The sequence below is a fragment of the Pseudomonas sp. 203-8 genome, assembly GCF_020708595.1.
Classification (GTDB): Bacteria; Pseudomonadota; Gammaproteobacteria; order Pseudomonadales; family Pseudomonadaceae; genus Pseudomonas; species Pseudomonas aeruginosa.
Genome location: NZ_JAJFDF010000007.1, coordinates 1 through 22,112, shown reverse-complemented (window position 1 = coordinate 22,112; position 22,112 = coordinate 1). Strand labels below are relative to the sequence as shown.

Sequence of the window (22,112 nt, the reverse complement as noted above, 5' to 3'; positions counted from 1 at the left end):
GTCGGTGGAAACGTGCCAGCCGCTTCCCTGTAGCCATGGCGAGCTACGTAGGCGGTGGCGCTGGTAACGCTGCCCGGGCGGGCGCACGCTAGGCGTCGCGCCGAGCTGCGAGGCGCTGTCGGGTCCTGGCGTCGAGTAGCTCGCGCAGGGTCTTGAACAGCGGTGCGCGGTCGGTATAGCGACGGCCGTAGTCGAGGTTGAAGGCATAGTCGAAGTCCGCCGGATTGTCGCCCTGGGTGTGCTGGAGCAGGGTTTCCAGCTTGTCCAGGGCCTTCACTGCCAGGGCTTCGGCGGACTCGCCGCGCTCGTATTCGTCCCACAGGGCGAGCAGGCGGTCGCGCAGCGGCGCGTCGAGGTGACGGGTCAGCTGCAACAGGTCGGCGCGTTCCTGTTCGCCTTTGTCCGGGTGCGCGGCCTGCTCGACGGCGGGGATGTCGCCGTGGATCGCTTCGCCGAGGTCGTGGACCACGCACATGCGCAGGACCTTGCCGAGGTCCAGGCCGGCCAGTTGGTCCTCGAAGGCCAGTGCCATCAGGCACAGCCGCCAGCTATGTTCGGCGGTGCTTTCCGGGCGGCCGGAGGAGGTGTGCGCGGAGCGCAGGACGTCTTTCAGGCGTTCGGCTTCGCGGAGGAATTCGAGGCGGTTGCTCAGCAGTTCGAGGGACATGGCGCGGGCTCCGCTACCGGTGAAACGAGCCTGCAAGCCTAGGCGCGGCGGTGCTGAAGGTCCATGGATAAAATATCCGCGGCGACGTTCAGAGGGTTTCCACCAGGCGCACCGCGCGTCCGTCCGAGAGGGTCATGCGGGTCCAGCGGCAACGGCTGCGCCGGATCGGCACGATGGCCGAGGCGTTCGCTCCGCTGGCGAACTCCAGCGCCGGCGGTGCCAGCAGTTCGCGCCAGCCGAGTTCCTCGAGGGTGGCTTCCTGGCGGAGGATTTCCTCGCTGCAATAGGGCCACAGCGAACGGTCGAGCAGTTCGCCGAGAGGCACGCCGAATTGCGCGGCGCGTGCCGGCGAACAGGCCAACAGGCGATGGGTGAGGTCGCAGATCAGGTGCACGGGTTGCGGGTTGGCCTCGACCAGGCGGGCCAGTGCCTGGTCGGCGGCGGCTTCCAGGCGGGCGCCGAGCAGACGCTCCAGGCGTGCCCGTTCCTCCACCAGCAGCGCCTGGGTACCGGACTCCCAGCGCGAGATGGTCGATTGCGCCACGCCGAGCAATTCGGCGGCATGCGTTTGCTTGACCCGGTGCAGCAGGCGCCAGCGACGCAGGGCGGGGCCCAGGGACGAAGAAGGGAGAGGCTCGGTCATGCTTGGCTACGCGGGCGAATGGACGCTGAAGTCTGCGCCCGACGCCGGGCGGAGGCAAATCGGCGCGACACCGGGGGGACCCGTATGGTCGGCGGCGATCCTCGGAGGGCCGCCCGCGCCGCGCCGGCAGCCGTGGAGCTGCCGGCGGGCGTCTCGCTCAGGCCTTGGCGAAGGAGGTGGGGAAGGGCAGGTTGTACAGGCGTTGCCCGGTGGCGGCGAAGATCGCATTGGCCAGCGCCGGGCCGATGGGCGCCACACCGGGTTCGCCGACCCCGGTGGGCGCTTCGCCGGAGGGCACGATGTGCACTTCGACCTTGGGCATCTCGGCGATCCGCAGCACCTGGTAGCCGTCGAAGTTGTTCTGCTCGACCTTGCCGTCCTTCAGGGTGATCGCGCTGTGCAGGATCGCGCCGAGGCCGAAGCCGATGCCGCCCTCCATCTGCGCGGCGATCACGTCCGGGTTGATCGGGATGCCACAGTCCACCGCACAGACCACCCGCTCGACCTTCAGCTTGCCGTCCTTGTCCACCGAGACCTCGACCACCTGGGCGACGAAGGTCTTGAATGCCTCGGTCACCGCGATCCCACGCCCGCGCCCGGCGGGCAGCGGCCTGGACGGGTCCCAGCCGGCCTTTTCCGCAGCCAGTTCGAGCACGCCGCGCAGGCGCGGCTGCTCTGCCAGCAGGTCGCGGCGGAACAGGTAGGGGTCCTTGCCGGCGGCCTGCGCTGCCTCGTCGATGAACGCCTCCACCGCGTAGACCGTGTGCGAGCTGCCGACCACCCGCCACCACAGGACCGGCACGCCGACCTGGGTGGTGCTCAGCTCGACCGAGACATTGGGCACCGCATAGGGCAGGTTGGCGGCGCCTTCCACCGAGGTGGCGTCGATGCCGTCCTTGACCATCACCGCGGCGAACGGCGTGCCTTCCAGGATCGACTGGCCGACGATGCGATGTTGCCAGCCGACCAGCTTGCCGTCGGCGTCGAGCCCGGCTTCGAGCCGGTGGTAGTACATCGGCCGGTAGAAACCGCCGTGGATGTCGTCCTCGCGGGTCCATTGCAGCTTCACCGGCACGCCGTTGGCGCCCAGCGCCTTGGCGATCGATACCGCCTCGACGATATAGTCCGACCAGGCGTTGGCGCGCCGGCCGAAGCTGCCGCCGGCGTAGAGCGTATTGATCTTCACCTGCTCCGGCTTCAGCCCGGCGGTGCGCGCCGCGTTGCCCTGGTCGACGGTCTGGAACTGGTCGCCGGCCCAGATCTCGCAGCTGTCGGCGGTCAGCCTGACCACCGCGTCCAGCGGCTCCATCGGCGCATGGGCGAGGAACGGGAACTCGTAGCTGGCGGCGATCCTGCGGGTCGCCCCGGCCACCGCCTTGGCGGCGTCGCCGTCCCTGCGCGCGGGCTTGCCGGGTTGCTCGGCGAGCTTGCGGTACTCCGCCATCAGCGCCTCGGAACCACGCTTCTCGGCCTTGCTCTCGTCCCACTCGACCTTGAGCGCGTCGCGGCCTTGCTTCGCCGCCCAGAAGCCCTTGGCGACCACCGCCACGCCGTGCGGCACCTGGACCACCTCGACCACCCCCGGAATCGCCCTGGTCGCCGTGGCGTCGAACGATTTCACCGTGGCGCCGAACAGCGGCGGGCGCTGGAGCAGGGCGACCAGCATGCCGGGCAGGCTGACGTCGAGGGTGAATTGCGCACTGCCGTCGGTCTTGCCGGGAACGTCGACGCGCGGCGCCTGGTGACCGATCAGGCGGAAGTCCTTGGGATCCTTCAATTGCACGTTTTCCGGCACCGGCAGTTCCGCCGCCGCAGCGGCCAGCGAACCGTAGCTGGCCTTGCGCTGGCTGGCCGGATGTTCGACGAAGCCGTCGCGGGTGCGCAGTTCGGTGGCCGGCACTCGCCACTGGCGGGCGGCGGCCTCGACCAGCATCGCGCGCGCCTTGGCCCCGGCCTCGCGCAATTGCATCCAGGAGTTGGCCATCGCCGAACTGCCGCCGGTGCCCTGCATGGTGCCGAAGGCCAGGTTGGCGTAGCGCTTGGCGTCGGCGGGCGCGCTTTCCACGCGGACCTTGCTCCAGTCCGCGTCGAGTTCCTCGGCGACGATGGTGGCGATACCGGTATAGGCACCCTGGCCCATCTCCACGTGCTTGGCGATCACCGTGACACTGTCGTCCGGAGCGATCCGCAGGAAGGCGTTGGGCGCGAAGCCGGCGTCCGGCAGGGCCGCGGCGAGGGCACGCCGGGCTCCGCTCCACTGGAAGCCGATGGTCAGGCCGACCACCGCGGCGCCTTTGAGGAAGCCGCGGCGCGAGCCGGGCAGGGCGTTGCTCAGATCGATCTTGCTGTTCATGGCGTCAGGCCTTCAGGGTGTCGGCGGCTTCGTGGATGGCGGCGCGGATCCGCACATAGGCGGCGCAGCGGCAGATGTTGCCGTTCATCGCGGCATCGATGTCGGCGTCGCTGGGGCTGGCGTTCTGCTCCAGCAGCGCTGTGGCGGACATGATCTGGCCGGACTGGCAGTAGCCGCACTGCGGTACCTGGAGCTTGACCCAGGCGTCCTGCACGGCCTTGCCGGGCTTGCTCTGGATACCCTCGATGGTGGTGACGCGCTTGCCGGCGACCGCGGAGACCGGCAGCACGCAGGAACGTACCGCGGTGCCGTCCAGCTGCACGGTGCAGGCGCCGCACTGGGCCATGCCGCAGCCGAACTTGGTGCCGTGCAGGCCGGCGCTTTCCCGGATGGCCCAGAGCAGGGGCATGTTGGGATCGACGTCGAGGGTGACGTTCTTGCCGTTCAGGACGAGCGAGGTGGGCATGCTGATTCTCCACGGAAAGGCCCGGGCAGGGCGTTATCTCTTATCAGGCAGGGATGCATCGGGCGAAGTGTGCGCGAAGGACGAAACGGACGCCTTGCACGATCCTGCGAAAGTCTAGATCAATCCTGCCGAGCGTCCCGGCGGGCGCGGCGCGGAAACGCGGCGAAACAACTCCGTCGGCGCAGGCGTTCACCCGGCATCGGCAACGCGCTAGGATCGCTGCCGTCGGTGACTGACGCCCGCCCGGGCGGCACGCACTTTCAGCCGGAAGCGGGACGACCCGTTTTCCCTCTTTCATTGCGCGGGGACGACCCTGCAGAGAGGCTGAAAATGGCGTGGATCTATCTCTTGCTCGCCGGTGTCTTCGAAATCGTCTGGGCCACGGCCATGAAGGAGTCGGCCGGCTTCACCCGCCTGTGGCCAAGCCTGGTCACCCTGCTGTTCATGATCCTCAGCTTCGGCCTGCTGGCCGTTTCCATGAAAACCCTGCCCCTCGGCACGGCCTACACCATCTGGGTCGGCATCGGTGCGGTCGGCGCCTTCGCCCTGGGCATCCTGCTCTTCGGCGAAAGCCCGAGCCCGTTGCGGCTGCTGGCGGTGGGGCTGATCGTGGCCGGCATCGTCATTCTCAAGCTGGCGACCCGTCAGGGCTGAGGGGCGACCATCATGTACGCATCCTTCGCTCCCGCGACCTGGGCCTTGCTCGCCTACCTCTTCGGCGCGCTCGCCCTTTGCCTGCTCATGCTGGGGTTGGGCCGGGTGCTGGGCGGCCGATCGCATGGCCGGGCGAAGAACCTGCCGTTCGAGTCGGGGGTGGATTCCACCGGCTCGTCGCGCTTGCGCTTCTCGGTCAAGTACGCGTTGGTCGCCATGCTGTTCGTGATCTTCGGCATCGAGATGCCGTTCCTCTACCTCTGGGCGGTGTCGCTACGGGAGAATGGCTGGGCGGGTTTCGTCGAGGCGACGCTGTTCGTCTCCCTGCTGCTGGTCGGACTGTTCTACCTGCACCGGGTCGGCGCCCTCGACTGGTCGCCGGAGCGCCGGCGGAAAAAGCCGCACGACTAGTCGTGGAGGATCACCAGCAGGTAGCGGCAGGCTTGCCCGGCGGTGGCGAAGGTCACCGCGCGGTCGACGCCGAAGTCCAGGCGGTCGCCGCGTTGCAGGTGGAACGACTGCTCGCCGTAATCCACCCGCAGCGCACCCTCGACCAGCCACAGGCGCTGCCGGTAGGGCCGGCCGCCCCAGCGGGGATAGTCGAGGCGGGCGTTCGCCGGGATCTCCACTTCCACCATCTCGCAGCCGCTGCGCGGATCGCGAGCGCCGACCTGGCGGCGGCGGTAGCCGCTGGCCGGGTCTTCCCACACTTCCTGCTGCGCGCGCCGGCAGAGCGGTTCGGCCGGCGCCTGCGCGTCGCCGAGCAGCTCGGAGAGGGCGACCCCCAGGCCGCCGGCGAGACGGCCGAGGACGCTGGCGGTGGGGCTGCTTTGGTTGTGCTCGATGCGCGAGATCATCGCCTTGCTCACCGCGCAGCGTTCGGCCAGTTGGGCGAGGGTCAGCTCGCGCTCCTTGCGCAGGGCGGCTAGGCGTCGGGCAATCAGTTCGTCGATATCCATGAGTGGCCCTGGCGGATTTTTCTCGTCCATGATAGTCACTGTCCAATATATTGGAAATTCGACCTTGCATTGGAGCTTGCCCGCGATGACCGAACCGACGATTCGCCGCCTGGCTGGCGAGGAGATCCTGGCGCGCCTGGACGAACTGGCCGAGGTACTGCTGGACTGCGTGGAAGGCGGGGCTTCGGTCAGCTTCATGTGGCCGTTGCCGCGGGAGCGGGCGCTGGCTTTCTGGCGCGGCGTCGGCGAGAGCGTGGCGGGCGATGAACGCCTGCTGTTGGTGGCGGAAGCGGAGGGGCGGATCGTCGGTACCGTGCAACTGCTCCTCGACCAACCGCCGAACCAGCCGCACCGCGCCGACGTGGCGAAGATGCTGGTGCACCGGCGTGCGCGTCGGCGCGGCATCGGCGAGGCGCTGATGGGCGAGCTGGACCGGCTCGCCCGGGCCTACGGCAAGTCCCTGCTGGTGCTGGACACGGTCAGCGGCAGCGCCGCCGAACGGCTGTACCTGAAGACCGGCTGGACACGGGTCGGGGAAATTCCGGACTACGCCCTGATGCCGGACGGCACGCCCTGTCCCACCACCTATTTCTACAAGCGCCTGGCTGCTGCCGGCTGACCGAAGATGCCAGCGTTCCCAAGGCAGGCCGGGTAGAATCGGCGGATGCGAGAGATTCGGGGTCGATGGTGGAGTTACTGCAAGGGTTCGTCCTGACCCGGCACTGGCGCGATACGCCGGCCGGCACGGAAGTCGCGTTCTGGCTGGCGACCGAGCAGGGCCCGCGGCAGGTTCGGCTGCCGCCGCAGCCGTCGGTGGCGTTTGTCCTCGCCGAGCAGCGCGGGCGCGTCGAGTCCCTGCTCGCCGGGGAGACTGGCGCCGAGCTGCGGCCGCTGGCGCTGCGCGACTTCCAGCAGCGGCCGGTGCTCGGCCTGTACTGCCAGCAGCATCGCCAACTGATGAATCTGGAGAAACGCTTGCGCCAGGCCGGCGTCGAGGTGTTCGAGGCCGATATCCGGCCGCCGGAGCGCTACCTGATGGAGCGCTTCATCACCGCGCCGGTCAGCCTGGAGGCGAGTGTCGAGGCCGACGGCAGCCTGCTCGCCCGGCGCCTGAAGCCGGCTCCGGACTATCGCCCGCGCCTGCGCCTGGTGTCGCTGGACATCGAGACCAACGCCCGCGGCGATCTCTACTCCATTGCCCTGGAAGGCTGCGGCCAGCGCCAGGTATACATGCTCGGCCCGGCCAACGGCGATGCCGCGGCCGTGGATTTCCGCCTCGACTATTGCGACAGCCGTGCCGGGCTGCTGGAACGTCTCAACCAGTGGCTGGCCGAGCACGATCCCGACGCCATCATCGGCTGGAACCTGGTGCAGTTCGACCTGCGCGTCCTGCATGAGCATGCCCAGCGCCTGAAGGTGCCGCTGCGCCTGGGGCGTGGCGGCGACGAAATGGGCTGGCGCGAGCACGGCAGCCGCAACAACCACTTTTTCGCCGCGGCGGCCGGCCGCCTGATCATCGATGGCATCGAGGCGCTGCGCTCGGCGACCTGGAGCTTCCCCTCGTTCAGCCTGGAGAACGTCGCCCGGACCCTGCTCGGCGAAGGCAAGGCGATCGACAATCCGTACCAGCGGATGGACGAGATCGATCGCATGTTCGCCGAGGACAAGCCGGCCCTCGCGCACTACAACCTGAAGGACTGCGAATTGGTGACGCGGATCTTCGCCCGTACCGAACTGCTCGACTTCCTCCTCGAACGGGCCACCGTCACCGGCCTGCCGGCGGACCGCAGCGGCGGCTCGGTGGCGGCCTTCACCCACCTGTACATGCCGTTGATGCACCGCGCCGGCTTCGTCGCCCCGAACCTCGGCGAGAAGCGTCCGGAAGCCAGTCCCGGCGGCTTCGTCATGGACTCGCGGCCGGGCCTCTACGAATCGGTGCTGGTGCTCGACTACAAGAGCCTGTATCCGTCGATCATCCGTACCTTCCTGATCGATCCGGTCGGCCTGGTGGAAGGCCTGCGCCAGCCGGACGACGAGCACTCGGTGGAAGGCTTTCGCGGCGCCCGCTTCTCGCGTACCCGGCATTGCCTGCCGGCCATCGTCGCACGGGTCTGGGAGGGCCGCGAGGCGGCCAAGCGCGAACGCAACCAGCCGCTCTCGCAGGCGTTGAAGATCATCATGAACGCCTTCTACGGGGTGCTGGGTTCCAGCGGCTGCCGCTTCTTCGACCCGCGCCTGGCCTCGTCCATCACCCTGCGCGGGCATCGGATCATGCGCCGTACCCGCGAGCTGATCGAGGCCGAGGGCTATACGGTGATCTATGGCGATACCGACTCCACCTTCGTCTGGCTCGGCAGCCCCCGCGCCGAGGAGGAGGCCGCGGCCATCGGCCGGGCGCTGGTGGCGCGGGTCAACGACTGGTGGCGCGAGCACCTGAAAGAAGAATTCGGCCTCGACAGCGCCCTCGAGCTGCAATTCGAGACCCATTACCGGCGTTTTCTCATGCCCACCGTGCGCGGCGCCGAGGAGGGCAGCAAGAAACGCTACGCCGGCCTGGTGCGCCGCGCCGACGGTGGCGAGGAGATGGTCTTCAAGGGCCTGGAGACCGTGCGCACCGACTGGTCGCCGCTGGCCCAGCGCTTCCAGCAGGAACTCTACCTGCGCATCTTCAATCGCCAGCCCTACCAGGACTACGTGCGCGATTACGTACGACGGACCCTGGCCGGCGAGCTGGACGACCTGCTGGTCTACCGCAAGCGCCTGCGCCGGCGCCTCGACGATTACCAGCGCAACGTGCCGCCGCATGTGCGCGCGGCGCGCATCGCCGACGACTACAACCTCGAGCGCGGGCGCCCGCGGCAGTACCAGAGCGGCGGCTGGATCAGCTACGTGATCAGCGTCGCCGGTCCCGAGCCGCTCGAGGCGCGGCGTTCGGCCATCGACTACGAGCACTACGTGGGCAAGCAGTTGCAGCCGGTGGCCGACGCCATCCTGCCGTTCGTCGGCGATGATTTCGCCACTTTGGTCGACCGGCAGATGGCGCTGTTCTGAGGCTGCCGACGCCTAGGCGAGCCGCGCCGGGATCTCCGCGAGCAAGCTCCCGAGCCGTTCCGCCAGTGCCGCGCCGCAGCCCAGCAAGGGCGCGCGCAGCTCGTCGCCGATCAGTCCCTGGCGCGCCAGGCCGGCCTTGACCGGCGCCGGGTTGGGTTCGGCGAAGGCCGCACGGATCAACGGCAACAGCGCGAAGAAGTTGGCCCGGGCCGCTTCCAGCCGGCCCTCGACGACCTGCCGGTGAAGCGCGACGAAGCGCTGTGGGTGCAGGTGCGCGGAGGCGGCGATGGCACCGCTGGCGCCCAGGCAGAAGGCGTTGAACATTTGCAGGTCTTCGCCGGCGAGCACCGCCACCTGGCCGTCTGCCAGCAATGCCAGGGTGTTTTCCAGGCTGCCGCCGCAGTCCTTGATCGCGGCGATGCGCGGGTGGCCGACGATCCGTCGCAGGGTTTCCAGTTCCATGCGCACACCGGTGCGATAGGGAATGTCGTAGACGATCAGCGGCACGCTGGACGCGTCGGCGACCCCATGGAAGAAGCGCACCAGCGCCTCCTGGGAGGGGCGGATGTAGTAGGGCGCCGGCACCAGCAGGCCGGCGAGCGGACGCTCTAGCACTTCGCGCTGGAAGGCCAGCAGTTGCGCCTGGTTGTTGCCGGCCAGCCCCATCGCCACGCGCTCCGGCGCCACCCGTTCGAGCACGGCGTCGAGCAATTGCAGCTGTTCGCCGTGTTCGAGCGCCGCGGCTTCGCCGGTGGTACCGCAGACCACGACCCCGGCGACACCGGCATTCAGCAGGTGGTCGAGCAGGCGCGGCAGCGCGGCGAAGTCGATCTCGCCATGGCGGAACGGCGTGACCAGCGGGACCCAGATACCTTGGAACGATGACATGACTCTCTCCTGGTGGCTGACCGTCTTGTCGGCGTCAGGAGGGCGGAAGGAGTTCGGCGGGAGGCGGGAGCGCCTGCGTGTCCTGTCAGCTCACCTGACGGGACAGCACGCCCCGGTCAAATGAGCGACTGTTTCTTCGATTTCTTCGCGGCAACGGCACGGCCCCGAGCCTTGGCGCCGGGGCCAAGCGGAAAACGCTCGAAGTCGAAGGACAGGGACATGCCGTGGAATACCGGAAAAAGGGGGACGGGCAATTTCTACGGGCTGCGCGGCGCGCTGTCAACCGCGTCGCGGGTTCAGGCCAGTTGCGCCGGGTCGAGCATGTCGCTTTCGAAGGTCATCCAGCCGCCGTTCTCGCTGGCCGCGCCGTCGAGGATCGGGCCGTAGTAGGTGAGGCCGATGGTCAGGCTGAAGCAGATGTGGGTAGCGTTCTCCGGGGCGTCCAGCTGGCCTTCGAAGTGCAGCTTGAGCACGCCCGGCTCGACGCTTTCCAGGCCGATGGCGACGTTCGGGTTGTCCACGGCCTCGCTTTCGCGGCCGCGTTGCTCGGCGCTGACGGTGAGGGTCACGGTGTCTCGGTACATGTCTTGCTCCAGTTGGCGTGGGGCCGGCGTCGCCAGCGCGGCGGACAGACTACTGGCAGACGCGCCGGCTGGCCAGTGTTGGCTGCGGTAGGCGCCGCGCGGGGCCTGGGAATCATTCGCCGGCGGCGCAGTCCAACTGCGCATCACCAACCAACCCCCGAGGGGATGATGAAGCTACCCGTGCTCGCTGTATTGGGCGCCGCGCTGCTGTTGAGCGCCTGCGCGAAGAAGGAGGCCGAGGCCTGTGCCTCGCCGGACGTGAAAGACCAACTGATGCGGATCTTCCTCCAGGGCGCGATCACCGAGCGCTCGCCGGAGTTCAAGGACAGCGCGCTGCGCGACGTGGCGATCCTCGAGAAGGATCCCGACAGCGGCGTGCTGTCCTGCGTCGGCACCCTCAGCGTGCCGGCCGGCCAGCAGGTGGTCGAGGGCGTCCTGCAATATCGCATCGCCCCGGTGGCCAAGTCCGACTACGACTACCTGCTGCTGGATACCGCCGGCGCCAACACCACCGCCCTGGCGCAGCGCCTGAACAAGGCGCTCGGCCAGTGATCGCGCGCCTCGCTCAGGGTACGCCGTTGCGGCCGTGGGCGAGGAAGCCGGGACGGGTGCCGAGGCGCTCGTAATAGGCGCGCACCGCTGGCAGCGACGGATGCTCGAACGGCGTCTCGTACCAGCGGTTGACCGACAGGCCGATGGCGATGTCGGCCAGGCTGAAGGTCTCGCCGGCGACATAGGCGCCGGTGCGTAGCAGTTGTCCCTCGAGGATTTCCATGAAGCCCGTCCAGCCGCGCAACGAAGCCTCCACCTGGGCCGCGTCGCGGTGCGCCGGCGACTGCCGGACCAGGCTCATGAAGGCATAGCTCCACGAGCGGTTGAGGTCGGAGGCCTGCCAGTCCAGCCACTGGTCGACCCGCGCGCGCGGCGCCGCCTGCTGCGGATAGAGGCGTTCGCCGGTATAGCGGTTGGCCAGGTAGCGGATGATGCTGTTGGATTCCCAGAGCACCAGTTCGCCGTCGCGCAGCACCGGCACCATGGCGTTCGGGTTGAGGGCGAGGAATTCCGCCGCGTGGGTGTCGCGGAAGCCGCTGCCCCAGTCTTCGCGGCGGTAGGGCAGGTCCAGTTCGGCGCAGGTCCAGAGCACCTTGCGCACGTTGATCGAAGAGGCCTTTCCGAGAATCTCCAGCATGGCGATGGCGCGTCCTTGGGCAGATAGGAAGGCTCCGAGTATACGGGCCGATCCCGCCGACGGGGAGCGGCTCGAGCGGGGGCGCCGGCTAGGCGCCGCTGGCTTGCCGGCGGCCCGGGCGGCGGCGCGCCCAGAGGGCGAAGTAGAGCCAGCCGATGACGAACGATGGCGCCACGCTCGCCAATGGATGCGGCGTGCCCGAGAGCCAGTGCAGCGCGGCCATCGGCGCGGTCAGCAGGAGCACCACCAGCAGGGGCGCCTGGCGTTGCGCAAGGCCGTGGCGGCGGCCGAGACATTGCAACAGGTACAGGCCGAAGCGCGTCGCCAGGAGACTCGCGGCGCCCTGGAGCAGGGCGGCGATGCCCATCCCGGCCAGGCCGCCGTCCTGGTTGGCATAGGCCGCCCAGGCGCCGTAGAGCACCGCGGCCGGCAGCGCCGCCAGCCACGGGTCGTCGGAGCGCTGCGCGAGTCCGCTCACCGGATGATCCTCTGCTGCACGTAGGGTTCGGCACCGGGCGCGAGGCGGACCATGCAGAGGATCTGGTCGCTGCTGCCGACGTGGGCGACGAAGTGGTCGTTGGTCCTGGCGTGGCTGGACATCGCCATGCGCGGGAAGAAATCCGGGGCGACGCTGCGTTGCCCGCCGGGTATCAGGCCGGTTTCCGCATCCAGGCGCAGGTTGGCGGACAGCGTGCCGACCACGTCGCGGGCCAGGTCGACCATGTCCGGGCTCTGGCGCGGCGCTTCCAGGTCCGGGTACAGCGTCGCTCCCGGGATCCGCGCGCTGAGGGCGCGGAACATGTTGTAGACCACAGGGTTGTAGGTCTTCGCCACGATCAGTGGCGGCAGCCCGCCGTTGCGCTCGCTGACTTGGCGCAGGAAGAACTGGTTGATCCGCTTGAACAGGCTGGTGCGGTGGTAGCGGTCGACCACCATCGCCGTCCACAGGTAGAGGAAACGCGTCGCGCCGCGGACGAAGTCCTTCGCGCCCAGGATGCCGATGATCCGTTCGCCCTCCGGGTCGGTCGCCAGTACCAGGTGGTCGTAGGTCTCGAAGATATCCGGCTGGTTGCCGAAGTATTGCAGCACGTCGAACTGCGGCATTCCCTCTTGCAGGTCGGCGACTATCTTGCGCTTGAAGCCCTCGGGGAACTGCCGTTCGCGGCTGGAGTAGTCGAGGTCGAAGGCGTTTTTCTGCGGATCGCTGGTCATGGTCGTGGCTCGCCGGAGGAAGAGGCTGAAGGGCGCAGGACCAACTGGCGGTCCGTCGCGTCGGGGGCGTCGTCGGCGATACGGATGTACGCGCCGCGGGCCCAGAGTTCGTTGAGATCGGTGGCGCCGTCGAACGGCAGGCCGGAATTGCGGGTGGACAGCGCGTAGCGCGAGTTGTCGAAGTCCGCCAGGTCGATGACCATCCGCAGGGTCGCGGCGATCCGTGTGTTGAACGGGTTGGCCGGGTCGCTGTAGTCGAAGCGCCCGACGTTGACGCTGAAGTTGTCGCCGCCCTTGTTGTTCTTCAGGTCGAACAGCGCGCGCAACGGGGTCTTGTGGAAGGGCACGTGCTCGGCGAGGGCGGCGTGCGCCTCGCCCCACTTCCAGCCGCTCGGCGCGCTTCCGTGGGCGGCTCGCAGTTCGTCGAGGGCGCGGCGCAGCGACTGGTTCAGCTTGAGGTCGCAGCCTTGTTCCTGGCCGCACCAGAAGCGCAGGTCGGCCTGGCCGTCGAGGATCAGCCGGAGGAATCCGTCGTAGTTGCGCTGGTTCCAGCCGCTGGCCAGCAACTGCGTGCCGATCCTCGGTTGCAGCAGCTCGCGGGTGAAGGCGCGTACCCAGTAGCCGGCGATCAGTGGCGCGGCCAGGTCGGCGGCGGCCTGGTGGTTCCAGCCCTGGAGCAGGGCGAAGGCCTCGCTGGCGCGCAGTTCGGGGTCGCTGACCTGCTCCAGCATCTTCGGCAACAGGCTCGCCATCACGCTGGAGAACTCGTCGTTCTGCAACTCCAGGCTGTCTTCCAGGGTGCGCTGGCCGGGGCCGCCGAGCCACTCGCGGATGCGTTCGTAGCGGTAGGGCAGGACCCAGTCGTGGCCGAAGTCGAAGGCATTGTCGGGCGGCACGATGCGCTGGTTCGCCGTGGCGATGAACCCTTCGCGGGGGTTGAGGCTGCGTGGCTTGGCGCTTTCCGGAACGTAGCCGACCCAGTCGTAGCGGCCCTCCCAGCCGGGCGAGGGGGCCAGGCCATGGAGGTCGTCGTCGGCGCCGCGGAGCGGTACGCGACCGGCGGAGACGTAGCCGATGTTGCCCTCGACGTCGGCATAGACCATGTTCTGCGGCGGTACGCCGAAGTCGGCGGCGGCGTCGAGGAACTGTTCCCAGCCTTCGGCCCGGTTGATCGCCAGCAAGCTCGGGAAGGTCTTGTCGTGACGGTCGAGGCCGGTCCAGGCGAGGGCGATCACCAGCCGGTCGCGCTGCGCCTGCGGCAGCCGCGCCGGTTCGTAGATGTCGCTGATCACCGGGCCGTGGCGGGTGCTGCGGACCTCCAGCGAGACCGTCTCGCCGTCGCGCACGGCGATGCGTTCCAGGCGCGTCTCGAAGGGCCGGTAGCCGTCCGGGGTCAGGTAGCGCCGCGGGTCCTGGGGATCGACGCGCTCCAGGTAGGCGTCCTGGATGTGCGAGCCGGTATTGGTGTAGCCCCAGGCGATGCGCTGGTTATGGCCGATGACGAACAGCGGGGCGCCGGCGAAGTTGGCGCCGGTGAGGCTCAGGCCGGGGATCTTCAGGCTGGCCAGGTAGAAGGCCGCCGGGTTGGTCAGGCGCAGGTGCGGATCGTTGGCCAGCAGCGGCTTGCCGGTGGCGCTGCGGCTGGCGGAGACCACCCAGTTGTTCGAACCGATGCCTTCGACGTTGGAACCGGGCAGTTGCCCCAGCAGCTTGCCGGCGTCCGGCGTGTCGCGCAGGGAGCGGTACAGGCTGGCGTAGTCGCGGGTGGCCGGCGGCCGCTCGCCCGGATAGGGGGCGAACACCTCGTTGATCCGCGCCAGGTCCAGGTGCTCGGCCAGCGCCAGGCGCTGCAACTGCATGCCCAGGTTGGCGCTCAGGGTCCAGGAATAGAGCAGGTGCAGGGACAGGCTGTCCACCGGCCCCCAAGGCCCCGGCCGTTCGTGGCGCACCAGGCTGAATTCCAGCGGCAGCGCCGCCGGGGCCAGCCCCAGATAGGCGTTGATCCCGGCGCTGTAGCGTTGCAGCAGGACGCGCGTGGGCGCGTCCAGGTTGGCGTAGATGCCTTCGGCGGTGCGTCGGAAGCCCAGGGTGCGGGCGAACCTGTCCATCGGCAGGGTCTTGGCGCCGAACACTTCGGAGAGCGTCCCGCCGGCATAGCGGCGGGCGAACTCCATCTGCCACAGGCGATCCCTGGCGTGGCTGTAGCCGAGCAGGAAATAGCCGTCCTCCAGGTTCTGCGCGCGGATATGCGGGACGCCGGCGGCGTCCCAGGCGATCCGCCCCTCGTGTTCCAGGCCATGGCCGACCTGGATCTCGCCGTACTTGAAGCCCAGCGGGACGGCCAGCAGGTAGACCGCGCAGGCCACTAGCCCCAGCAGCAGGCCGCCGAGGGACAGGCGCCAGGCGTAACGTGCGTTCTTCGACATCGCTTCGAGTCTCCACGCCGACGGGTCAATAGACCCGCCGGTTCCGGTCCGCATGGCGACTGACGAAGAACACCAGCGAGACGCGCTCGCCGGCGGTCACCCGCTGGACCTCGTGGGGATAGCTGCAATCGCTGATGATCACCGAGCGCGGCTCCGGCTTGATGTCGTTGCGCAGGTTGCCATCGCGGTCGTAGACCACGAACTGGCCGCCGGCGAAGTAGGTGCCGAGCTGCAGGACGATGGAGTACTGGTAGTCCGGGTTGCTGTCGGTATCCAGGTGCCGGCCGATGAACGAGCCGGCCTTCATCCGGTTCACCTGCATGCGCCGGACGTAGAAGGCGTCGTCGCCCATCAGCTTGCGGAACAGGCTCATCACGTTGTCGTTGCAGACGCGCGGGATGATCAGCTCCGACAGCGCATGGTTGACCACCGTGGGACGGTCGCGGTCGGTCATGAAACGGGCCACGTAGAGGTCGTTCTCCTCGTCGGCGTCGCCGATCAGGATCTTCTCCCACGGCAGGGTCGAGTTGGCCAGAACCTGGTTCATCAGTTCCCAGTCCTGCTCGTCGTAGAGCGCGTCGCTGGGGGTGATATAGGCGCAGCCGTTGGCTGCCAGGCTCTGGGTGATCTGGGCAATCTGAGTATTCATGGGGTTTCCTGTGTGATCAGGCGGTAGCCTGGGATGCGGGTTGGTTGGTGTGGGGCTGGTTGGCGGCATCGGTCTCCGGAGCGAGCCGGGCATGGTTCTCGCGGTACCAGTCGACGATTCCGAACGGGTCCGACTGGCCGCGGCAGAGGTGGTCGCGCAGGATCAGGAAGTTCTCCCACATGCCCCAGGTCTCGGTCATCGGGCCGAACTTCGAGGGGCGCGCCTCGTTGGCCGCGCGCTCCGGCGCGATGCGCCAGAAGTTCACTCCCGGCTTGCGATGGTGGAAGTCGTGGCTGGGCAGGTCCTGCATGAAGGAGAACACCCGCAGCGGGATGTCGATCAGCAGCACGCCCAGGCTCCAGCGAACGAACGCCAGGGCGAAGGCCAGGCCCTGCTTGTCGGCCGGATAGGGGCGGCCGAGGAAGCGTCCCCAGCTCAGCGAGCCGTAGTGCAGGAAGCGCGGCAGGCCGTGCTCGTTGCGGGCGAACCAGAGGTGCTCGGAGACGTGCTGGATCCACGACGAGTACTGGGTGAGGATGAAGATCGGGAACAGGTAGAACAGCGCGAACGCCTCCAGGTAGCCGCTGGCGTACACCAGGCCGAGCAGCGCGGCCCAGTAGAGCGCCCGGCTGACGCGCTCGTGGCGCGGGGCGGAGACGAAGCTGACGTCGAAGCGGAATTTCAGGTGCTCGAGGATCCGCGCCGGATGGAAGGGCGCGAGCACCAGGCGGGTCCAGAAGGCGCTCTCGGACATGCCCTTGTAGAAGCCGTGCTGCTTCATGAAGACCAGGTCGACGTCGTGCTCGGTATTGAAGGTGCGTACGCTGTGGTGTTCGTTCACGTGCAGCTTCACGTACTCGTCGCGCGGGGTGTGCAGGATCGGGATCGACAGGATCCACTTGCAGGTGAAGCGGGCCAGCGCCTTGTTCTCCAGGCTGGCGCCATGGGTGGTGTAGTGGAAGGTATGGAGGAAGCCGCGCTGGCGGTTGACCACCAGGCACATGATCAGCGCGCCCAGCAGGCACTTCAGCCACAGCGGCTGCTGCGAGGCGAGCAGTTGCTGGCCGTAGATCACCGCGAGGAAGAACACCGCGTAGCCCCAACTGATGTGCAGGTAGAGCTGCCAGGGCTTGAGCAGGGTGTCTTTCGGTCGCCGCGGCGGGCGGTCGTTCAGCGACTTGCCGGTGACCCAGGTCCAGAACGGCTGGCAGGGCAGGTCCTTGTAGGTACGGCGCACGTCGATGCCGTATCCGTACTTGGAGTATCGGGTCTTGAACAGTTCATCTTGCATGGCGCAGGCGCTCCCTGGTTACAGGTAGTCGGTTCGGATGTAGAGCGTCGGGACGGTCGCGAAGAACGAGTAGAACGGCTCCATCCGGTAGTGATCGACGGCCAGCACGACGAAGTTGTCGAAGCGCTCGCCGAAGAGTTTTCCCATCAATGCGTACTCGGCGGCCTGGGAGACGAAGCTGGCCCAGATCTGCTCGCGCGACTGGCTGGCGAACCATTTCTCGTAGAGCGGCAGGCGCGACAGGAAGATCGATTCCAGGGCCGGGTAGTCCAGCCCGGTCTGGCCGTAGTCGCCCTGTTCCAGGCGCTGGACGATCTCGCCGTGGGCCCGGTGCCAGCCGTCCTCGCCGCCGCACATCTCGAAGAACGAGCAGGTCGCGGCCGGGCAGGGCAGGGCCCCGGCGATCCGCTCGAGCTGGCGCTCGACCTTGCCGAGGAAACCCTCGCGGGTCTCGCCGGTGGCGGGGTTGCGGTTGAACGACAGGTATTCGAACTCGCCGCCGAGGATCGCGTGGCGGATTTCCACCTGGCGCGCCCTGGCCAGCTCCGCCACCGCCTGGCCGGCGCTGACCAGCTTGGCGCCGGCCAGGCCGGGCTGGTCGCCGACTCGCTCGAAGGTGTAGCGCGGCTTGCCCTCGGCATCGCTGGAGTGCGAGTAGTCCGGGCATACCGCGCTCACCAGGTGCAACGGACGGCCTTCGCCAGCGGCGCGCTCCAGCGCCTCCACCAGGCCGCGCAGGGCCCGCTCGCTGGGCGGCATGACGTTGCCGGCGGCCAGCCAGCGCTCGATGTCGCGGGCGTGGCGGTCGAGCTGCGGGATGTCCGGATGCTTGAGTTCCAGCTCGCTCTTGGCGTTGACCGCATCGGCCAGGAGCAGGGTGGTCAGGGACGGGATGCGTCCCTTGCTCTTGAAGCGGTGGATGTTGGTGACCACCGAGTTGCCCTGGCGCAGCTTGAAGTCGAATTCCTGGTGGCGCGACTGGAGGATCAGGTAGAACAGGTAGTTGCTGAACGGCAGCTCGCGCGCGCCGTGGGAGATGCGCAGCTCCAGATACCTGCGTTTCAGTTCGCCGAGGCGCGTTTCCAGTTGCGCATAGGTATGGTCGGGGACCACTTCGGCGAGGGGGAGGCCATACGAGATGGATTTCAATATGTTCCGGCTGAGACGGGAATCGATGTCTGGAATCATGGCGTTCACCTGACGTCGGGCTTGACCAGGACGGGAGCGGGCTGGGTTTTTCCGGGGAGGCTGTGCACGTCGCGGAACAGCAGCATGTCGACGAACTGCTGCTCCTTGTCGCCGGCGAAGCCCTGCGGCTCGTCGATGCGGCGGGGGTTCTCGTAGGTGCCGAACAACATGTCCCAGATCGGGAAGTCGCTGTAGTTGCACTCGTGGCGGTCGCGCTGGTGGTGGATGCGGTGCATCTCCGGGCGCTGGAACAGGTAGCCGAGGACGTGCGGGGTGCGCAGGTTCGAGTGGTAGAACATCTCGCCGAGCGCGGCGAACATGATGTAGTAGGCGCCGGCCTCGATGCTGATGCCCATCACCACGTAGGCGACGAAGCTGCCCAGCAGCGAGTTGAAGACCATCTCGGTCGGATGCTTGTAGAAGGAGGTGAATACCTCGATGCGTTGCGGCGCGTGGTGCAACTGGTGGAACAGCCGCCAGAGCGTGTCGTTGGCGTGGCGCGCGCGATGCCACCAGTAGGTGACGAAGGTGTTGACGAAGTAGGCGGCGAAGCCGGCCAGCAGTGGTGGCAGGGCATCCGAGGTGTGCAGCAGGCTGTGCCCCATCATCCATTTGTTCCAGGTGATGCCGGCGAGCAGGGCGATCGACACCTGGACGATGTTGAGGAAGATCACCCGGGCCACCCAGGTGCTCACCTTGGGCAATTTCCAGCCGGGAACCAACTGTTCCAGCATGAAGATGAATAGCGCCACTCCGATCAAGTAATAAATCATATTTATCTCCTCTTCCTTAGGGGCGGACGCCATGCGGAACTTTCATCGATACGAAAGGCCAGCGTCCTGTTTATTGTCTGAAGCACTTCTCGGCAGGCTGCGGTTATCGCTTCGCTATATTCGGAAGGCGATCTCGGTCAGGCGTGGATAGCTTGTCCATGGTCGAATGGAGCGCTCTTTTTAATTGCCTCAGAATGCGCTTCGTGAAAATCGGCACGGACAATGAAATGCCTGGTCGAATTAAATTGTCACAGCCCGGCAGGGACAACCTGCCCTTCCGGGCAGGTATCTGCGGAGAGATAGGGGGGGAAGTATGTAGTTGCCATTTCTGGTCCCCGGGGAGCCTCGTCGACGAGGCCCGCCATGGGCCAAGGTTTGTTGTCGGGAGGCTCTCCCGACGACGATGGAGCGTGCGAGAAGAACAATGAGAAAGACCGCCGTGAGGCCCATCGGAGAGCCGTTCTACGGTTTCCGCAAAGATCCGGGGCGCCGTCCCCTCCAGCCCAGCGCAGTTCCTGCGCGGCGCCTCGTGTCCGTGCTCATCGAGAAGTTCTCTTCAGCCTCGTTTCGTCGTCGCCCGGCGGGCGGCGAATGGGCTCGACCTCGTCCGGAACACCCGCACAGGGCCGGTGGCGATATGTACTTCCAGGTCCGGCTTGATAAAGGGAATTGTCATGAGTGGATAAGACGGAAACAAAAAAGAATAAAAACGCTGAAGAACCGAATCCTGCCGGGATCGATTGTTGACTGGTGAAGCTGGCATGCATGATGAGAGAGAGGGATATCTCGAGATTTTGTCAAGAATAACAACCGAGGAAGAGTTCTTCTCCCTGGTTCTCGAGATATGCGGTAATTATGGATTCGAATTCTTTTCATTCGGTGCGCGGGCGCCTTTCCCGCTGACCGCGCCTAAATATCATTTCCTGTCCAATTACCCAGGGGAATGGAAAAGCAGATATATCTCCGAAGACTACACATCCATCGACCCGATCGTGCGCCATGGTCTCCTGGAATACACCCCGCTGATCTGGAATGGCGAAGACTTCCAGGAGAACCGTTTCTTCTGGGAGGAAGCGCTGCATCACGGCATCCGTCACGGCTGGTCGATCCCGGTCCGCGGTAAGTACGGGCTGATCAGCATGCTGTCCCTGGTGCGTTCCAGCGAGAGCATCGCCGCCACGGAAATCCTGGAGAAGGAATCCTTCCTGCTCTGGATCACCAGCATGCTGCAGGCTACCTTCGGCGACCTGCTGGCGCCGCGCATCGTCCCGGAAAGCAATGTGCGCCTGACCGCCAGGGAAACCGAGATGCTCAAGTGGACCGCGGTGGGCAAGACCTACGGCGAGATCGGCCTGATCCTGTCGATCGACCAGCGCACGGTGAAGTTCCATATCGTCAATGCGATGCGCAAGCTCAACTCCAGCAACAAGGCGGAGGCCACCATGAAGGCTTACGCCATCGGCCTGCTCAACTGAATCGACGCCTCGTCGCCTAGCGAGGCCGCCGCGCAAGCGTCCGGCCATTCACCGAATGGCCGGATAGCGTTTGCGCCGGTCGCCTGAGCGCAGCCTTCCCACCGGCAGCGTTTCCCCGCTGCCCCCTTCGCCATTGCGCCCGTCCTCCTGTTGTCCGGCACGCTAGTGCAACTTTCCGGGCGCTTGGCAAACCGGCCAAAGAATAGAACGGAATCGTTGCCCCACACCTGTAATTTTTAAGGGGTTATGGCTATTGCAAAAAAGCGTTTATAAGTTTGTCCCCTGTCAAATCTGGTTACAACTGGGTTTCAGGCGAAACATTCGGTCATGGCAATTCGGCATTAGTTGAAACTTTGGAGACGCTCCGAAGCGGGCAACTTTTGTCCGGAAAAAGCTTCACGGCAATTTCTCCGGCCTGTCATCCCGATGTCTTCTTTCCGGTATGAATGCCAGTCGATTCGAACTGGCGGAGATTCGCACCATGCGAGAGTACCAACGGTTGAAAGGGTTTACCGACAACCTGGAATTGCGTCGGCGCAACCGTGCCACGGTCGAGCACTACATGCGCATGAAGGGGGCCGAACGGTTGCAGCGGCACAGCCTGTTCGTCGAGGACGGCTGCGCCGGCAACTGGACCACGGAAAGCGGCGAACCCCTGGTTTTTCGGGGCCATGAGAGCCTCAGGCGGCTCGCCGAGTGGCTCGAGCGCTGCTTCCCCGACTGGGAGTGGCACAACGTGCGGATCTTCGAGACCGAGGATCCGAACCACTTCTGGGTCGAGTGCGACGGGCGCGGCAAGGCGCTGGTCCCGGGGTATCCGGAGGGCTATTGCGAGAACCACTACATCCATTCCTTCGAACTCGAGAACGGCCGGATAAAATGCAATCGCGAGTTCATGAACCCGATGCAGAAATTGCGAGCATTGGGAATAGCCGTTCCACAAATAAAACGTGACGGTATTCCCACCTGATTAATGTTTATTCCAATTCAAGAGGAGATATGACGATGCTCGATAATGCCATTCCCCAAGGTTTCGAAGACGCCGTGGAGTTGCGCAGGAAGAATCGCGAGACGGTGGTCAAGTATATGAACACCAAAGGCCAGGATCGCCTGCGCCGCCATGAACTTTTCGTCGAGGACGGCTGTGGCGGTTTATGGACCACCGATACCGGCTCGCCCATCGTCATTCGTGGCAAGGACAAGCTGGCCGAGCACGCGGTGTGGTCGCTGAAATGCTTCCCGGATTGGGAGTGGTACAACATCAAGGTCTTCGAGACCGACGATCCCAACCACTTCTGGGTCGAGTGCGACGGCCACGGCAAGATCCTCTTCCCCGGCTATCCCGAGGGCTACTACGAGAACCACTTCCTGCATTCCTTCGAGCTGGACGACGGCAAGATCAAGCGCAACCGCGAATTCATGAACGTCTTCCAGCAATTGCGCGCCCTGAGCATTCCGGTCCCGCAGATCAAACGCGAAGGCATTCCCACCTGAGGCCATCCTGGAAGGGGTGAACTATGGACGATCTATTGCAACGCGTACGGCGCTGCGAAGCGCTGCAGCAACCCGAATGGGGCGATCCGTCGCGCCTGCGCGACGTGCAGGCGTACCTGCGCGGCAGTCCGGCGCTGATCCGCGCCGGCG

Annotated in this window: 23 protein-coding genes and 1 pseudogene; 9 read left to right on the top strand and 15 right to left on the bottom strand. The window is 66.5% G+C overall.

Annotation, left to right across the window (positions count from 1 at the left end; translation table 11 throughout):
• Positions 1-88: 88 nt before the first annotated feature.
• The 4 genes from LJF27_RS17010 to LJF27_RS16995 form a co-directional block, all read right to left on the bottom strand.
• Positions 89-667 carry an HD domain-containing protein gene (locus tag LJF27_RS17010; RefSeq protein ID WP_003102740.1) on the bottom strand — a complete coding sequence of 193 codons (579 nt, stop codon included), beginning with the start codon at positions 665-667 and terminating at the stop codon, positions 89-91.
• 88 nt (positions 668-755) lie between these two features.
• The gene (locus LJF27_RS17005; protein WP_003088112.1) at positions 756-1,310 is read right to left on the bottom strand and encodes a helix-turn-helix domain-containing protein; all 555 of its coding nucleotides are present in this window, start codon (positions 1,308-1,310) and stop codon (positions 756-758) included.
• Positions 1,311-1,467: 157 nt separating this feature from the next.
• Positions 1,468-3,663 (bottom strand): xanthine dehydrogenase family protein molybdopterin-binding subunit, encoded by a 2,196-nt coding sequence (locus LJF27_RS17000; protein WP_014603034.1) that lies wholly within the window; start codon positions 3,661-3,663, stop codon positions 1,468-1,470.
• Between the two features lie 4 nt (positions 3,664-3,667).
• The gene (locus tag LJF27_RS16995) at positions 3,668-4,129 is read right to left on the bottom strand and encodes a (2Fe-2S)-binding protein (protein ID WP_003102736.1); all 462 of its coding nucleotides are present in this window, start codon (positions 4,127-4,129) and stop codon (positions 3,668-3,670) included.
• 330 nt (positions 4,130-4,459) lie between these two features.
• Between LJF27_RS16995 and LJF27_RS16990 the strand changes: the two genes are divergently transcribed.
• Positions 4,460-4,783, top strand: a complete 324-nt coding sequence (locus LJF27_RS16990) for a DMT family transporter (RefSeq protein ID WP_003102734.1) — start codon at positions 4,460-4,462, stop codon at positions 4,781-4,783.
• A gap of 12 nt (positions 4,784-4,795) precedes the next feature.
• Positions 4,796-5,194 (top strand): NADH-quinone oxidoreductase subunit A, encoded by a 399-nt coding sequence (ndhC, locus tag LJF27_RS16985; protein ID WP_003088123.1) that lies wholly within the window; start codon positions 4,796-4,798, stop codon positions 5,192-5,194.
• Here the strand turns inward: ndhC and LJF27_RS16980 are convergent.
• Positions 5,191-5,742 carry a helix-turn-helix domain-containing protein gene (locus LJF27_RS16980; RefSeq protein WP_016253541.1) on the bottom strand — a complete coding sequence of 184 codons (552 nt, stop codon included), beginning with the start codon at positions 5,740-5,742 and terminating at the stop codon, positions 5,191-5,193. The two genes, ndhC and LJF27_RS16980, sit on opposite strands and share 4 nt — an antisense overlap.
• 85 nt (positions 5,743-5,827) lie before the next feature.
• Here LJF27_RS16980 and LJF27_RS16975 point away from each other — a divergent pair, with 85 nt between their 5' ends.
• A complete protein-coding gene (locus LJF27_RS16975) occupies positions 5,828-6,361 on the top strand; it encodes a GNAT family N-acetyltransferase (protein WP_023086358.1) in 534 nt (177 codons plus the stop codon).
• A 68-nt stretch (positions 6,362-6,429) separates the two neighbouring features.
• On the top strand, positions 6,430-8,793 hold the full coding sequence (locus tag LJF27_RS16970) for a DNA polymerase II (RefSeq protein ID WP_003122806.1): 2,364 nt from the start codon (positions 6,430-6,432) through the stop codon (positions 8,791-8,793).
• A 12-nt stretch (positions 8,794-8,805) separates the two neighbouring features.
• Here LJF27_RS16970 and dapA read toward each other — a convergent pair whose 3' ends face one another.
• Both dapA and LJF27_RS30455 read right to left on the bottom strand, forming a co-directional pair.
• Positions 8,806-9,681, bottom strand: a complete 876-nt coding sequence (dapA, locus tag LJF27_RS16965; protein WP_003117661.1) for a 4-hydroxy-tetrahydrodipicolinate synthase — start codon at positions 9,679-9,681, stop codon at positions 8,806-8,808.
• A 296-nt stretch (positions 9,682-9,977) separates the two neighbouring features.
• On the bottom strand, positions 9,978-10,265 hold the full coding sequence (locus tag LJF27_RS30455) for a hypothetical protein (RefSeq protein WP_003088136.1): 288 nt from the start codon (positions 10,263-10,265) through the stop codon (positions 9,978-9,980).
• A gap of 165 nt (positions 10,266-10,430) precedes the next feature.
• Here LJF27_RS30455 and LJF27_RS30450 point away from each other — a divergent pair, with 165 nt between their 5' ends.
• Positions 10,431-10,817, top strand: a complete 387-nt coding sequence (locus tag LJF27_RS30450) for a hypothetical protein (RefSeq protein WP_003115740.1) — start codon at positions 10,431-10,433, stop codon at positions 10,815-10,817.
• A gap of 13 nt (positions 10,818-10,830) precedes the next feature.
• Here the strand turns inward: LJF27_RS30450 and LJF27_RS16955 are convergent, their stop codons facing one another.
• The 8 genes from LJF27_RS16955 to LJF27_RS16920 all read right to left on the bottom strand — a co-directional run bounded on the left by LJF27_RS16955 (position 10,831) and on the right by LJF27_RS16920 (position 18,993).
• Entirely contained in the window at positions 10,831-11,454 is a 624-nt protein-coding gene (locus LJF27_RS16955) for a glutathione S-transferase family protein (RefSeq protein WP_023103258.1), read from the bottom strand.
• An 88-nt stretch (positions 11,455-11,542) separates the two neighbouring features.
• Positions 11,543-11,932, bottom strand: coding sequence for a hypothetical protein (locus LJF27_RS16950; protein ID WP_023116609.1), 390 nt, complete (start codon positions 11,930-11,932; stop codon positions 11,543-11,545).
• On the bottom strand, positions 11,929-12,666 hold the full coding sequence (locus tag LJF27_RS16945) for a hypothetical protein (RefSeq protein ID WP_009876284.1): 738 nt from the start codon (positions 12,664-12,666) through the stop codon (positions 11,929-11,931). The genes LJF27_RS16950 and LJF27_RS16945 overlap by 4 nt, the downstream gene beginning before the upstream one ends.
• Positions 12,663-15,092 carry a penicillin acylase family protein gene (locus tag LJF27_RS16940; protein WP_023116608.1) on the bottom strand — a complete coding sequence of 810 codons (2,430 nt, stop codon included), beginning with the start codon at positions 15,090-15,092 and terminating at the stop codon, positions 12,663-12,665. The genes LJF27_RS16945 and LJF27_RS16940 overlap by 4 nt, the downstream gene beginning before the upstream one ends.
• Before the next feature lie 25 nt (positions 15,093-15,117).
• Positions 15,118-15,741: a 2OG-Fe(II) oxygenase gene (locus tag LJF27_RS16935; protein ID WP_009314568.1), complete on the bottom strand. Its 624-nt coding sequence runs from the start codon at positions 15,739-15,741 to the stop codon at positions 15,118-15,120.
• A 16-nt stretch (positions 15,742-15,757) separates the two neighbouring features.
• Positions 15,758-17,032: a fatty acid desaturase gene (locus LJF27_RS16930; protein WP_003102695.1), complete on the bottom strand. Its 1,275-nt coding sequence runs from the start codon at positions 17,030-17,032 to the stop codon at positions 15,758-15,760.
• Positions 17,033-17,050: 18 nt separating this feature from the next.
• Positions 17,051-18,220, bottom strand: a complete 1,170-nt coding sequence (locus LJF27_RS16925; RefSeq protein WP_003088150.1) for a hypothetical protein — start codon at positions 18,218-18,220, stop codon at positions 17,051-17,053.
• A gap of 5 nt (positions 18,221-18,225) precedes the next feature.
• Entirely contained in the window at positions 18,226-18,993 is a 768-nt protein-coding gene (locus LJF27_RS16920) for a sterol desaturase family protein (protein WP_003102692.1), read from the bottom strand.
• Between the two features lie 761 nt (positions 18,994-19,754).
• Between LJF27_RS16920 and qscR the strand changes: the two genes are divergently transcribed.
• From qscR to LJF27_RS16900, 4 genes and pseudogenes are all read left to right on the top strand, one after another.
• Entirely contained in the window at positions 19,755-20,468 is a 714-nt protein-coding gene (gene qscR / locus LJF27_RS16915) for a quorum-sensing transcriptional repressor QscR (RefSeq protein ID WP_003118960.1), read from the top strand.
• Between the two features lie 481 nt (positions 20,469-20,949).
• Positions 20,950-21,438 carry a phenazine biosynthesis protein PhzA gene (gene phzA / locus LJF27_RS16910; protein WP_023115398.1) on the top strand — a complete coding sequence of 163 codons (489 nt, stop codon included), beginning with the start codon at positions 20,950-20,952 and terminating at the stop codon, positions 21,436-21,438.
• A gap of 35 nt (positions 21,439-21,473) precedes the next feature.
• Complete coding sequence (gene phzB / locus LJF27_RS16905) at positions 21,474-21,962, top strand: phenazine biosynthesis protein PhzB (protein WP_003115119.1); 489 nt, start codon at positions 21,474-21,476, stop codon at positions 21,960-21,962.
• Between the two features lie 23 nt (positions 21,963-21,985).
• Positions 21,986-22,112, top strand: a pseudogene (locus LJF27_RS16900) (phospho-2-dehydro-3-deoxyheptonate aldolase); the annotation flags it as partial.

Coding starts and splice junctions, on each gene's coding strand:
- LJF27_RS16955 (WP_023103258.1), bottom strand. CDS start 11,454: ATGCTGGAGATTCTCGGAAAGGCCTCTTCGATCAACGTGCGCAAGGTG.
- ndhC (WP_003088123.1), top strand. CDS start 4,796: ATGTACGCATCCTTCGCTCCCGCGACCTGGGCCTTGCTCGCCTACCTC.
- LJF27_RS16925 (WP_003088150.1), bottom strand. CDS start 18,220: ATGATTCCAGACATCGATTCCCGTCTCAGCCGGAACATATTGAAATCC.
- LJF27_RS16940 (WP_023116608.1), bottom strand. CDS start 15,092: ATGTCGAAGAACGCACGTTACGCCTGGCGCCTGTCCCTCGGCGGCCTG.
- LJF27_RS16980 (WP_016253541.1), bottom strand. CDS start 5,742: ATGGATATCGACGAACTGATTGCCCGACGCCTAGCCGCCCTGCGCAAG.
- LJF27_RS17000 (WP_014603034.1), bottom strand. CDS start 3,663: ATGAACAGCAAGATCGATCTGAGCAACGCCCTGCCCGGCTCGCGCCGC.
- phzB (WP_003115119.1), top strand. CDS start 21,474: ATGCTCGATAATGCCATTCCCCAAGGTTTCGAAGACGCCGTGGAGTTG.
- LJF27_RS16975 (WP_023086358.1), top strand. CDS start 5,828: ATGACCGAACCGACGATTCGCCGCCTGGCTGGCGAGGAGATCCTGGCG.
- LJF27_RS16945 (WP_009876284.1), bottom strand. CDS start 12,666: ATGACCAGCGATCCGCAGAAAAACGCCTTCGACCTCGACTACTCCAGC.
- phzA (WP_023115398.1), top strand. CDS start 20,950: ATGCGAGAGTACCAACGGTTGAAAGGGTTTACCGACAACCTGGAATTG.
- LJF27_RS16935 (WP_009314568.1), bottom strand. CDS start 15,741: ATGAATACTCAGATTGCCCAGATCACCCAGAGCCTGGCAGCCAACGGC.
- LJF27_RS16990 (WP_003102734.1), top strand. CDS start 4,460: ATGGCGTGGATCTATCTCTTGCTCGCCGGTGTCTTCGAAATCGTCTGG.
- LJF27_RS17005 (WP_003088112.1), bottom strand. CDS start 1,310: ATGACCGAGCCTCTCCCTTCTTCGTCCCTGGGCCCCGCCCTGCGTCGC.
- LJF27_RS16930 (WP_003102695.1), bottom strand. CDS start 17,032: ATGCAAGATGAACTGTTCAAGACCCGATACTCCAAGTACGGATACGGC.
- LJF27_RS16995 (WP_003102736.1), bottom strand. CDS start 4,129: ATGCCCACCTCGCTCGTCCTGAACGGCAAGAACGTCACCCTCGACGTC.
- LJF27_RS16920 (WP_003102692.1), bottom strand. CDS start 18,993: ATGATTTATTACTTGATCGGAGTGGCGCTATTCATCTTCATGCTGGAA.
- LJF27_RS17010 (WP_003102740.1), bottom strand. CDS start 667: ATGTCCCTCGAACTGCTGAGCAACCGCCTCGAATTCCTCCGCGAAGCC.
- LJF27_RS30455 (WP_003088136.1), bottom strand. CDS start 10,265: ATGTACCGAGACACCGTGACCCTCACCGTCAGCGCCGAGCAACGCGGC.
- qscR (WP_003118960.1), top strand. CDS start 19,755: ATGCATGATGAGAGAGAGGGATATCTCGAGATTTTGTCAAGAATAACA.
- LJF27_RS30450 (WP_003115740.1), top strand. CDS start 10,431: ATGATGAAGCTACCCGTGCTCGCTGTATTGGGCGCCGCGCTGCTGTTG.
- dapA (WP_003117661.1), bottom strand. CDS start 9,681: ATGTCATCGTTCCAAGGTATCTGGGTCCCGCTGGTCACGCCGTTCCGC.